This is a genomic window from Parendozoicomonas haliclonae (assembly GCF_900174585.1).
Classification (GTDB): Bacteria; Pseudomonadota; Gammaproteobacteria; order Pseudomonadales; family Endozoicomonadaceae; genus Sansalvadorimonas; species Sansalvadorimonas haliclonae.
This window is the reverse complement of sequence record NZ_FWPT01000003.1, coordinates 71,290-83,408: the sequence shown is the minus strand read 5'-3', so window position 1 is coordinate 83,408 and position 12,119 is coordinate 71,290. Positions and strand designations below refer to the sequence as shown.

Genomic DNA, 12,119 nt, shown 5'->3' with positions numbered 1-12,119 from the left:
CTAGATGATTCTGTGGGGAGGCGTTTGATAGCTGATGTGGGTTGGTGCTTCTAAAGAGTCCAGTGCCTATGGAGTTAGGAGGAGCTTAGTTGGTTTCTGTAAAAACCTTTCCGAGTGTAAATGGAATCGATAGACCTTTAGGAGTTGTGACAATGCAAGATGCCAGTGGATTTTTTTTGGGTCAAGATAAAGCCGTCTACCTACAATAAGGGTATCTGACGTTGTTATGAAGATAAATTATCGGTAACTGTCAGGTCGAGTCTGAACTTCTATACTTAAAGACTAAATTTCTTCAAATCTCAGACCCCTTCGCTATTGTGTATATCATCAACATTACTCCTAGGTAGTCTTTTGTCATACCCCAATCCAATATCTTCAATGACTTTTTCAGGTATGGTTGAGATGATCCAATGGTAAGCTTCCGATAAATGTAGCTCTATATCCTTTGATCTCAATGCACACTCCCAGATCGTGAGTACCCTCCATCCATCCTTTTTAAGCGTGCTATGTACTCTCTTATCTCGCTCTTGGTTCATTTCAAATTTCTTAGCCCAAAAGTCGATTCTAGAGTTGGGGGTATACGCCAATCGACAGTTTTCATGCCTGTGCCAGAAGCAGCCGTGAACAAAAATAACTGCTCGGTACTTTCTCAGAATTATGTCTGGTTTACCGCATAGTGCTTTTCCATGCAGCCTGAATCTTACTCCTCTAGAGTGGAGGAACTTGCGGACGATCAGCTCTGGTTTGGTATTTTTGCCCCTTATACGCGACATGTTTCTTGAGCGAGCAGCTTTATCTAAAGTATCAACCATATTTCACTGTCTCCTTCGACCTGGTATCCTGGTAGTAGACAATGTGAGTTTTATGTTCATGCATCAATCCATACCATTTGTAGACATATTTGCGGGGCCTGGTGGCCTCAGTGAAGGTTTCTCTGCCTATCGCCAGTGTGATGGCTCCGAGTTGAGACATCCGTTTTACAGTATTCTATCTGCAGAAAAGGAAGAGTCTGCATTTTGCACTCTTAGACTCAGGGCTTTTCTAAGGTACTTCATATATCGGAAAAACGAGACGGCCCCTAAGGTTTATATTGACTACGTTTCAGATAGGACTAGAGAGGCCAAAAATACTCCTGCATTGCTCTTAAGTGAGCTAATACACTCCCGGGATATTTCTCCCGCAAGTTGCATTGCGGAACTTAGAATATCATTTGTGAATGAGTTCAAAGAGCAATGGGAGGTTTTTGCTTCTACTTACAAAGAACATCTTGATGACATTCTTACTGCTATTTTTCATGCTCGCCATGATGTTAAGCACTTTGAACTTGGAGGGGATGACGTCCCTGATAAAAAGGGAAACATCAGTCCTTACATTGAAAGGGCACTAGCAGAGGTCTGTACAAATAATGCAGACTACCATGAATTTATTCTAGTGGGAGGTCCTCCATGTCAGGCCTACTCTAATGCTGGCCGCTCTAGAAGAAGCGCACAAGACCTCAAAAACTATATGTGTGGTGATACGGGAAAATACGTTTTTGATAAAGACCCAAGAGCTACTCTATACAAAGAATATTTAAAAGTACTGGCGGAGAATGAGCCTGCAATTTTTGTTATGGAAAACGTACGAGGAATGCTCTCTGCTCAGTTCACTAATGCTGACGGCACAAAAGAACAAGTATGGAAGAGGGTTGTATCAGAATTGCACCATCCATCCAAAGCATTAGGAGGTATTCCATCATTTAAAAGTACCAAGTATGTCGTAACGTCTTTGGTATCTGGTAAAACCTGCTTTTATTCAGGAGAAGAGAGCCAGCTGTCAAATATCAATCCCAACGATTTTCTTGTTAGAGCGTCGGACTTCGGCGTTCCCCAGCATAGGGATCGAGTTATCTTACTCGGCATTAGAGCGGATCTATTAGATGGACACTCCATTGATGAAGTGCTTACGACTGTTAAGCTGCCTGAGATTTTTGCTCATAATGTCAGCGTTGAACAGGCTATTGGAGATCTTCCGGCCCAGTTTAGTACGCTGAGCTCCGTCAGCACAGACTTTGCAAAGCGTAAAAGCATCCCCACATCAAAGGCTGAGACTGAATGGAAAAAAGCAATCTGCATACAGATCAAAGATATTGCAAGAGAGATAGATAAATATCTACCAAAAAATATTAACATCAAAAGCTTTGATGAATGGAAAGATGAGGTTAATTCTACAGGCAAGAAACTTTACTTTTCTGAAATTCTAGAAAATAAAAAATCAGATAACACTATTACAATTAATGCGCTCTTTAAGTTTAGAATAAAACAAATTCTCGAACAGACAGGAATTAAAATAGATGAGCTGACGAAGGGTGCAGATTCCAAATTCAATATCGGCTCTAAATATAATTGGCCAGTAGATCACGAGTGTCCTGAGAGTCTTTTATCATGGTACAAGTATAAATCTGCAGGATTGCCAATCCTAAATCACTACCCAAGAGGGCATATGGACACTGACATAGCTAGATATGTTTACTCGTCATGCTATGCGGTTGCTTATCGTGAGCTGGAGGAAGCTTTAAAGGCAGATATCCCTGATAGGGTTCTTTCCAAAATAGGTACCGTAAAGGATTTTCTTAAAAAGGAGCACAGTATTTACGATAGAGTGAGTCTTGACGATCTTAAAGAGGTTTCTCTTGCACCAGACCACAAAAACACACAGTCATTTGTGGATAGATTTAAAGTGCAGCGGGCAGAAAGCCCTGCGACAACCGTTACTTGCCACCTGTCAAAAGATGGACATTACTACATACATCCCGACCCGGTTCAATGCAGAAGCCTTACAGTACGTGAAGCTGCACGTTTGCAGACTTTTCCTGACAATTACTTCTTTGAAGGTAAGCCAACCCAGCAAAGAACCCAAGTTGGAAATGCTGTTCCTCCTTTATTAGCGACCCATATATCATCTGTTATTTACGAACTGTGGAAAACCTTTTTTGCACCTCCCACGTAGAGGCTGTGATACACAGTAATCAATAGTTTTTCCTCTCATATTATCTACATTTTATACCGTTACCTTCGCTACGGAATCCGTAATGAAAGTAGCGGTGTGCTCCCTCCCCCTCCCCCAGAAACGCTTAAAAAAGATCACTTGATTGGTCTATATATCGGATATATAGTGGATATAAATCCATAATTTATCTCGCTACGAAATAAATATGAGTACAGAATCAAAAAATGAGCGCTTCCGAAGATTGGCAGAGTCCAGAGGTAATCGACTAATTCGTGAAATATCTCTGCTGGGTAACCTAGCCAATAAGAAGAACTATTCCTACACCGAAGACGAGGTTGAGCAGCTTTTCAGACCAATTCTTAAAGAAATCAGAGAAGTTCGAGCACAGTTCAACACCGATTCGCCATCAACAAGGAAGGTCAGTTTTAATGAAAACCAATAAATACGGATTTTATTTTGAGACTCAAGGTCGGTCTGGCGACGAAGGGCCCATTGATCCCGCCCAGCAATACTTTGAAGGGTCACATGCAGATCATGCTGTAGTGCGTGAGACTGGACAGAATACCCTAGATAATCCAAGAACGGATGCTGAAGGCCCAATTCGGATGGTGTTTGAACTTGCAACAATGAACACAAAGGACATCCCTGGCATTGAAGGCCTGCGTAAACACCTAGATGCGGTAGCAGAGCAGACAGAACATCAACAGGGTCACGATAGAATGGTTAAGGCAGCTGCTCTATCTAAGGAAGAAACGATACCTGTTCTTCGAATTTCTGACTACAACACCACAGGTCTAACTGGCAACGAATCTCTAGCCTCCAAAGGCTCCCCTATAAGTCGCCTGACTCGCGGTAAAGGTGGGTCGAGTGACGATGAACGGGGTGGTTCTTTTGGGATTGGATCAGCCGTGGGCCCTATGGCTTCAGATTTGTGTACCGTAATTTATACATCAATTCCTGAAGACACTCGTGATTCTGTAATGGCAGGCTACACAAGACTCGCAACTCACTCTCTAAATGACGTCAGCTACCGTGCAGAAGGATATTTCACAAAGCTGGATTGTCAAGATGATTTCAAGTATCAGAGGCCTGCCCCGAAGATTGAACCATTCTCAGAAAGAACTGAGCCGGGTACCGATATATATATTCTGGGATACAGGATGACAGAAAAAGATCCCCAGCTTGAGCGAGTACGTGATGCAATGATAGACAACTTCATGGCAGCTATTAAAGAGGGTCACCTAGTTGTCGAGGGTATTGCACAAGGAAACCATTGGACTCTTGATGCTGACACTCTGCCAAAGTTCGCCAAAAATCTCCCTGAAGCCAATGCCTTTTACCAAGCTCTCCAAGATCCTAACCCTGCTGAAACAACCATAACGAATGTTGGAAATGTCAGACTGTACATCAACATAGACGACAGCCTTGAAAAAAAATTACATACAGTAACAATGCGTGCACCGCTGATGAAAATCGACACCTTCAAGCACAACTCTTTATCAGCAAAATACGCAGCGGTTCTCGTCTGTGACAGCACAGAGGGCAACAAATATCTTCGTCAGCTCGAGCCTCCACAACATCATGAGTGGGATGCGGCTAGAGATCCCTTGAATGGGAAAAAGGTACTTCGTGATTTGAAGACTTTTGTCCGAGAAGCACTTAAGGAAAGAATCAGTACTGATATAGGGGATGAAGTTACAATCGACGGATTATCTCGCTTTCTACCAACTGAGAGTATGCCAGTTGATACGGCTGGAGATCCATCAGTCCCAGCGTTGAAACTAAACGAAGAAGATAATACTGAGTCCAGCAGTGTTTCTGGTAGCTCTACCCAGCAAAACCCCACTGTAATCGTGCCACGAAAAAAAGTACGTGTAAACATTAACCACGCTGCACAAGGTGATGGTGAGGAAAGAACTAAACAGGGTAAGAGTCAAGGTGGTTCAAACAAAAATCGTGGCAAGGAGGTAGGGTTTCCTGGACAAGGGCAGGAGGGCGAGGGCAAGTCTCGTATTCCGAGTCCGACCTTATTCTTCCGAAGTTGGTGCGAGCAGAATAATAATAGAAATTCATCTGTAATGGTTTTGGCCATTAAAGCGGAAAAAGACGTGACTGGTGACCTTGAGTTGATGGCTTTAGGGACTGGGGGAGAGCCAGAGGAGGGATATAACCTCCCCATATTGCGAGCTGCCCAGCATCTTTACGGAAAATCAGTCGAAATTGAATTTACAGGGAACACATTGAAAAACTTAACACTGGAAGGTGGTAGGATGACACGCATTGAAATTCATATGCCTGCTGGTGAGCGTTACCGTTTAGGAGTGGCATAATGGCAAATCGTGGTTCCTATCCTCATCCGGTTGTTGATGCTGCAGATGATGTATCATCCGACTTCAAGGTCATAAATATTCTTGTGGACTCAAGCCAGCAAGATATAGAAATTACATATGAAATTCGTACCGATGATCCTGACCTCAGACGTCTCTTAGATAATGGCAGTGCCATTCATAGTCTGCGCTGGCGTTGTTCTTCTACTATATCAACTGGTGAAATGGAACCAGCAGAATATCAGAGAACTTCAACAGGATTCCGGCTAAGAGCTTGGCTAGATCAACAGCAAGTCAAAGGCAGAGTTGACGCTAATGTTCGCATTATCGTAGCAAAAGAGCTGCGGAATCACTGTTGGCTCAGGCAGCATAATGACTATGGGGATGCAAGCTTCGACCTATTGCCTGGAGATGTATTAGCTGATGGAGGCCCGTTCTCATTTGATGCAGAGAAAATATATGACCCTTTGAATCCTCCAGTTGGTAGCTGTTTCAAATTTATCCGCAGCACTCGCCATAAAGGAATCAAAGCGGCCTTCGATGGTAATGAAACCGTAGATGTTCAGATTCCAGAGAAAACTTTTGATAACTTTCAACTATTCAGTCATCGACCAGATCTGCAAATATCATTGGTGGTATTACCTGCTTTGATGGAAACACTAAATTTTATTAAGTCCAACAAAGAAAGTGAGGAAGAGCCGCTGGATGACAAAATTTGGTATAGAGAGATTGATCAATTGGTTGAAGCGCGTGGAGGTTGGAAACAGAGTGTGCTCGAACTGGCACAGAAAGTTCTTGAAAACCCAATTGATACGGCAATTCGTGCGGGTCTTGTTTCTGAGGAGGAAGATTGATGGATAATTTGATTCCTGAAGCCAAAGCGCTGTCCGAATATGCCCTGCAAGAACTATTTAACTCTCTGGATTCTGCATCCTCCCCAGAGGAATTTCTTGGCTGTGCTGATGCGATTATTGCTAATCCAAAGAACATCCTTCCTCTCCCGGTAAGTCGCGGTATACCAGATATGCTCACAGTTCTCGGTAAAAGAGCTGTGGATGTGGACAACGCTCCTCTCGTGCATCAATACCTTGGAGAAATGGATCGGGCAAATGCTTCAGATGCTAGGTTGTGGACATACCTTGCTTTTGGAACTTATCGAGAGTACATGGAAAAACGTTGGCCCTTAAAGGATATGCTCAAATGGAAAGAGCGTGTAAAAACACGCTGGCTGCTTCATAGCGGCTCAATTACCAGAGGACGCCTTGTCCGACACGGCATTGCCCGCCTCTGGTGGGTTGCACACTTGACCTTCAAAAAAGATGCTTCAAAAGACAGTCCGTACACTTACACACGAGAAGTATTTAAAAGTGAAGACCGTCTTAATGCTATCTTTGATCGCGAAGTTGGTGCATTCCCCATCGTCACTACAGCAGTACTGAACCATGCTGGAACCTTGGGAGCTATGGCTACGGACAAGTACCTTCAAAGGATCATGCAATACCTAACATTAATTAACGGATATAGGGACGTAGGAATTCTTGACTTGTCTACGATGAGCAAACTGGTTGAAATCGCAGCTGAACGAACATCGCCGTCTTGATGATAGCGGGCAAGTGTATGGTAGCTATCGGTTTGCTACGGCATAACTTAGGAAGGTATTAACAAGTCTCTGAGACTCGGCTAATCTGTTTGCAGTGTTTCTCAGGGGCTTCCTATAAACAACCAGCTCAACTTTTCCGACTGCGAGTATTCCTACTCCCAGAAACGACGCCGTATCTGTAAAGAGAAGTACCTCTCTGAGATGATAAGCCTTGTGCAATAGTCGCAATTGGAGGCTGTTATTGTTCCACGGCTATGTGGATAGTTAGGGCAACGAAAAGGTTGAGTTGAAAGAAGGGAATGTTACTGTGATCAAAAAAGATAACACCTATGCCTGCAATCACAGCAAGATTACAAAAATATATTCAACCCTACGGCGCGGCCTTGCTTTCGTCTAAAGGCCTTTATCAGACCGTGCATACATTCAGTGGGTTATCCCGCCGCTTGCGTGGTACTCAGCCAGTTGTTGAAGTGTTTCTTGATCGTAACGATCCTTACAGCCAGCTTCTGGCTCAGGTGCTCCCGCCGCTTCAACAGCGCTTCGCCATAGAACTCAAAATATGGGAGGTCTCTTCGCAGGCCGGTGAGATGTTTCCGGAAGCTGAACTCTGGAAAGAGAATGCCATCAAGGATGCACAAGCACTGGCCGAACTTTATGGACTGGAGCCTCCATTCGCAGAACATATCCCCACGATAACGACCTCTACAGCAGAAGGCGAAGCACGACGCAAACAGTTGGGGCATTACCAATCGGCCATGATCTGGTTTGAAGGGGAGTGGTTTTGGGGTTTGGACAGGCTGGATCATCTTGAACGACGACTGCTGGCAATAGGTTGTCAGAACAGTACGAATGAGCGTGTTCACTTTGATAAAACCTGCCAGCAAAGTTTTATCGGTCAGGCTGCAGATGTCGTCGATCGTTCCCAGCCGCTTCGGTTTTATTTCTCCATGCGCAGCCCCTACTCCTATTTAGCTTTGGAGCGGGTGGTGGCTATGGCTGGTCATTATCAGGTTCCCTTAGATATACGACCGCTTCTGCCTATGGTTATGCGAGGTGTGCCTGTTCCATCCCAAAAGAAAATGTATATTTTTCGGGATACCTCCCGGGAAGCAAGAAAGCAGGGTATTCCCTATGGCTTTGTTGCTGATCCATTGGGTAAGGGCGTTGAGAATTGCTATGCCCTGTTTGATTACGCCCGGACTCTTGGTAAAGGGAAAGAACTGCTACTGTCTTACGGCAGAGCCGTGAATGCCGAAGGCGTTCACTCGGATACGGAAGCAGGGCTTAAATTGATTGTTGTCCGTGCTGGTCTGGATTGGGAACAGGCTCGCAAATGCCTTGCTGACGACAGCTGGCGAGCATGGGCTGAGGTTCATCGTTCAGAGCTTTATAAGCTGGGTCTTTGGGGCGTGCCGAGCTTTGCTTATAAAGAAGGGCAAAGTTGCTGGGGGCAGGATCGTCTCTGGCTGGTGGAGCGATGGTTGTTGGGCAAAGCCTGAAACTACAGAAGGCCAGAGATCATCTGGCCTTCTACGTTCACTGTGAGCGGTTATGATGTAGTTATTGCTTTCGATTTGTTCTTAAGAACCTGACTCCCTACAGCCACCATCACAATCACTGTTCCCACAAACCACATGCCCGCCGGATTCAGCAGCAACAGCGGCAAGCTCACCAAAGCCAATCCCCGCTCTATCAGGCTTAGCGGCTTCAGCAAAAAGCCCTCCAGCAGCATGGCGATGGCAAAGATAATCGAAGCCGTTTGCACCACACCCATGGCAATAGCCGTCAGATCACCTTCCACACTGATAATGCTGGAGTAGGCCATCATCAGCGGAATAATAAACAGACCGCCTGCCAGCTTGAACGCTTCAACGGATGAGCGCATAGGATTGGCATTAGCGACACCGGCTCCCGCAAAGGCCGCCAAGGCAATGGGTGGTGTCACGTTTGAGGTCTGGGACAGCCAGAAGATAATCAGATGACTGGTCAGCAGTGGCAGACCAAAGTCGCCCAGGATTGGCACAGCTATTACCGCTAAAACAATATAAGCGGCAGTAACCGGCAATCCCATACCCAGCACCAGGGCGACCAAGCTGATCAGGATCAGTGAGGTAAACATATAGCCGCCGGAAAGAGACGTCACGAACTGGGTAAATTGCAGGCCGATACCGGTTTGTCCGACCACGCCGACAATAATACCCGCCGCTGCGCAGGCGACAGAGATAGGCAGAGCCAGCAGCGCACCGTTCTTCATGCCATTAATAATTTGTTTCGGGCTGGTACGGCTGCTCTTTCTCAGGGAGGCAATCACCAGAATCGCGGCACAGCCGGCGACACCTACCAGCAATGGCGAGTAGGCCATCATCAGCAGAACGGTAATCAGAATCAGTGGAATCAGGAAGTGCGCGCCTTCTTTCATCACCGCCCATACGGCTTCTGTCTTGCTTACGGTTTTCAACTCCAGCTTGCAGGCCATGATATGCACATAAAGCAGGGTGCAGAAGAAGTAGAGAATCGCCGGTGCGATGGAGGCGATCATAATGTCGCTGTAAGGCACGCCGGTAAACTGGGCCATAACAAAAGCACCGGCACCCATGATGGGTGGCATAATTTGTCCGCCAGTGGAAGCCGCTGCTTCAATACCCGCAGCCTGCTCTGGGCGATAGCCCAGCTTCTTCATCATCGGAATAGTGATGGAACCGGTGGTTACGGTATTCGCTATCGCCGAGCCGGAGATGGAACCTAAACCTGCGGAGGCTATTACCGCCGCTTTGGCAGGGCCGCCACGGTATTTACCGGCGATGGAGAAGGCCAGATCAATAAAGAACTTGCCGGCACCGGTAATCTCCAGAAAGGCGCCGAACAGGACAAAGATAAATACGGTTGTTGCGGCTATACCAAGAGCAGAACCAAAGACACCGTTGGTGGAGAAGATCTGGAACTGAATCAGTTCTTCAAGGGAATAAGCCTTGGTGGCCAACGCGCCGGGCATAAGATCACCAAAGGCGCTGTAACCAAGGAAGACCAGGGTAATAAACACCATCACCCAACCGGTGGCCCGGCGGCAGGCTTCCAGCAGTAACAGAACATAGGCGGCACCGGCCAGCTTGTCGGCTGTGCCCAGTCCGTACAGAAGATAATTAATATCGTTGTAGTCGAAGCTGACTATCTGATAGCCAGCGACGACGGTCACAATGCCAAGAATCAGGTCAACCAGTTTGCCGGGTACATACCAGCGGCTCTCGCTGTTTTGTACCAGCGGATAGTGCAGAAACACCAGCACCATCACCCACCCCAGGTGAATAGGCCGGAAGTAGGTGGCGGATATGGTAGGCGTGACCGCCTGCCAGATCTGGAAGGCAGACAGGCAGACAGCCAGTGCCAGGATAACGTATCCGGCCAGACGGATAGACAACTGATTCATGGCAGTTCACTCGCTAACTACAAAAACGATTTATTGCTGTTCTGCCAAGTACTTTTCTGCGCCTGGATGCAGAGGCACGCCTGCCAGTCGGGACGCATTCTCAGGGGTTGTCATTTCCGCAGCCTTCACCACCTGACGCACCTTGTCGATATTTTCATAGGCGGTCTTGGTCAGCTGGTACGCCATCTCTTCGCTCATATCCGCTTTCACTACCAGCACGTTCCAGATGCTCAGGGTATCTACGGCGTTTACGCCTTTGTACACATCAGCCGGGATGGTGTAGCTGCTGTAAGCCGGGTATTCACCGATAAACTTCTTCTGAGCATCCGCCGGGATGGACAGAATCTGAATATCCTTGGTGAGTGCGAACTGGGTGACCGCACCAACGCCCTGACCACCAACAATAAAGCCGGCATCAATCTGACCATTAGACAGTGCGTTGGTGGTTTCGGAGTAGTTCAGGTAAACGGCTTTGATATCCTTCTCAACATCAATACCCATGCTTTCCAGCAGAGCGGCGGAGGTGACCGCGGTGCCGGAGCCAGGAGCGCCGAGGGAAACACGCTTGCCTTTCATATCCAGAACAGAGCTGATGCCGGAGTCCTTCAGGGACATGGCATGCACCAGGTTCGGATAGAGCGCGAACAACACGTTAACCGGCATCTTGGTCGGGAACTTGCCAACACCTTCATAAGCATCCAGAACCACATTGCCCATGGCCAGACCGGTCAGCATATCGCCACGCACAACCTTGATGGTGTTCTCAACAGAGGCAGCAGAGACTTCAGCTTTAACGGAGATGTTGTCGATATTGTCGGTCCAGACTTTGGCCAGCGCACCACCGAATGGGTAGTAGGTGCCGCTCTGGCCGCCAGTACCGATAGAGTAGTTTTCAGCGCTTGCCATTGCCGGCGTGAGTAGAGCCATAGACAGTGCAATCAGAGTTTTTTTCATACAGACAGTCCTGTTGTTTTTATTGATGGTTTTGTTCAGACACGCTGTTATCTTTTCTATTCTGAATGCTTTCTGTCAAGAGCACGCTCCAGAGGACAAATTATTCCTGCTATCACTACAAAATTTGGTCAGACCATGATATGAGCCCGCACTTGCTCAAGGTTGACCTTGTCCTTCTCGCCTTCCAGAACTACTTCCCCCCGATCCAGTACCGTAAAGTTGTCAGCCAGTTCGCAGGCGAATTCAAAGTATTGCTCCACCAATAGGATCGCCATATCTCCCCGGTCACGCAGCATGGCGATGACCTGCTGGATATCCTTGATAATCGAGGGTTGAATGCCTTCGGTTGGCTCATCAAGAATTAACAGTTCCGGGCGGGTGATTAACGCTCGGGCAATGGCCAGCTGTTGTTGCTGACCACCGGAGAGATCACCGCCTCGCCGATGACGCATGTCGTGCAGAACCGGAAACAGATCAAAAATCTCCGGATCAATCACCCGATGTTTGCGGGAGACACAGGCGTAACCGGTTTCAAGATTCTCCTGCACTGTCAGCAGCGGAAATATCTGTCGCCCCTGCGGTACATAGGCAATACCATGGCGGGCACGAAGGTGAGCCGGATCGTTGATGATTGGTTTGCCTTGCCAGCTAATACTGCCATCCACTGGTAATACATGGCCGGCGACGCATTGCATCAGTGTGGTTTTTCCGACACCGTTGCGGCCAAGCACGGCGGTTATCTTGCCTTTATCTGCCCTGGTCGATACTTTTTTCAGCGCCTGACTGGCACCGTAATAGACATCGATATCATTGATTTCCAACATCG

The 12,119-nt window shown here is 47.0% G+C and carries 9 protein-coding genes; 5 read left to right on the top strand and 4 right to left on the bottom strand.

The features are described from left to right. Window positions 1-299 precede the first annotated feature (299 nt). On the bottom strand, window positions 300-812 hold the full coding sequence (locus EHSB41UT_RS06770) for a very short patch repair endonuclease (protein WP_087108972.1): 513 nt from the start codon (window positions 810-812) through the stop codon (window positions 300-302). A 52-nt stretch (window positions 813-864) separates the two neighbouring features. Here EHSB41UT_RS06770 and EHSB41UT_RS24455 point away from each other — a divergent pair, with 52 nt between their 5' ends. From EHSB41UT_RS24455 to EHSB41UT_RS06740, 5 genes are all read left to right on the top strand, one after another. Next, window positions 865-2,988, top strand: coding sequence for a DNA cytosine methyltransferase (locus EHSB41UT_RS24455; protein ID WP_133060421.1), 2,124 nt, complete (start codon window positions 865-867; stop codon window positions 2,986-2,988). A 428-nt stretch (window positions 2,989-3,416) separates the two neighbouring features. After that, entirely contained in the window at window positions 3,417-5,318 is a 1,902-nt protein-coding gene (locus tag EHSB41UT_RS06755; protein WP_087108140.1) for a hypothetical protein, read from the top strand. Continuing rightward, window positions 5,318-6,169, top strand: coding sequence for a hypothetical protein (locus EHSB41UT_RS06750; protein ID WP_087108139.1), 852 nt, complete (start codon window positions 5,318-5,320; stop codon window positions 6,167-6,169). Before EHSB41UT_RS06755 ends, EHSB41UT_RS06750 begins: the two co-directional genes overlap by 1 nt. Next, a complete protein-coding gene (locus EHSB41UT_RS06745) occupies window positions 6,169-6,915 on the top strand; it encodes a DUF6339 family protein (protein ID WP_087108137.1) in 747 nt (248 codons plus the stop codon). Before EHSB41UT_RS06750 ends, EHSB41UT_RS06745 begins: the two co-directional genes overlap by 1 nt. Window positions 6,916-7,244: 329 nt before the next feature. After that, window positions 7,245-8,414, top strand: coding sequence for a DsbA family protein (locus tag EHSB41UT_RS06740; protein WP_087108135.1), 1,170 nt, complete (start codon window positions 7,245-7,247; stop codon window positions 8,412-8,414). Between the two features lie 50 nt (window positions 8,415-8,464). Here the strand turns inward: EHSB41UT_RS06740 and EHSB41UT_RS06735 are convergent, their stop codons facing one another. The 3 genes from EHSB41UT_RS06735 to urtE form a co-directional block, all read right to left on the bottom strand. Continuing rightward, window positions 8,465-10,339, bottom strand: a complete 1,875-nt coding sequence (locus EHSB41UT_RS06735) for a TRAP transporter permease (protein WP_087108133.1) — start codon at window positions 10,337-10,339, stop codon at window positions 8,465-8,467. A gap of 30 nt (window positions 10,340-10,369) precedes the next feature. Continuing rightward, window positions 10,370-11,293, bottom strand: coding sequence for a TAXI family TRAP transporter solute-binding subunit (locus EHSB41UT_RS06730; protein WP_087108131.1), 924 nt, complete (start codon window positions 11,291-11,293; stop codon window positions 10,370-10,372). A gap of 128 nt (window positions 11,294-11,421) precedes the next feature. Next, window positions 11,422-12,117: an urea ABC transporter ATP-binding subunit UrtE gene (urtE, locus tag EHSB41UT_RS06725; RefSeq protein WP_087108128.1), complete on the bottom strand. Its 696-nt coding sequence runs from the start codon at window positions 12,115-12,117 to the stop codon at window positions 11,422-11,424. Between the last annotated feature and the right edge of the window lie 2 nt (window positions 12,118-12,119).

Excerpts from the sequence above, each read along its gene's own strand:
- EHSB41UT_RS06735 (WP_087108133.1), bottom strand. The coding sequence starts at position 10,339 with ATGAATCAGTTGTCTATCCGTCTGGCCGGATACGTTATCCTGGCACTG.
- EHSB41UT_RS06745 (WP_087108137.1), top strand. The coding sequence starts at position 6,169 with ATGGATAATTTGATTCCTGAAGCCAAAGCGCTGTCCGAATATGCCCTG.
- EHSB41UT_RS06730 (WP_087108131.1), bottom strand. The coding sequence starts at position 11,293 with ATGAAAAAAACTCTGATTGCACTGTCTATGGCTCTACTCACGCCGGCA.
- EHSB41UT_RS06750 (WP_087108139.1), top strand. The coding sequence starts at position 5,318 with ATGGCAAATCGTGGTTCCTATCCTCATCCGGTTGTTGATGCTGCAGAT.
- urtE (WP_087108128.1), bottom strand. The coding sequence starts at position 12,117 with ATGTTGGAAATCAATGATATCGATGTCTATTACGGTGCCAGTCAGGCG.
- EHSB41UT_RS06755 (WP_087108140.1), top strand. The coding sequence starts at position 3,417 with ATGAAAACCAATAAATACGGATTTTATTTTGAGACTCAAGGTCGGTCT.
- EHSB41UT_RS24455 (WP_133060421.1), top strand. The coding sequence starts at position 865 with ATGTTCATGCATCAATCCATACCATTTGTAGACATATTTGCGGGGCCT.
- EHSB41UT_RS06740 (WP_087108135.1), top strand. The coding sequence starts at position 7,245 with ATGCCTGCAATCACAGCAAGATTACAAAAATATATTCAACCCTACGGC.
- EHSB41UT_RS06770 (WP_087108972.1), bottom strand. The coding sequence starts at position 812 with ATGGTTGATACTTTAGATAAAGCTGCTCGCTCAAGAAACATGTCGCGT.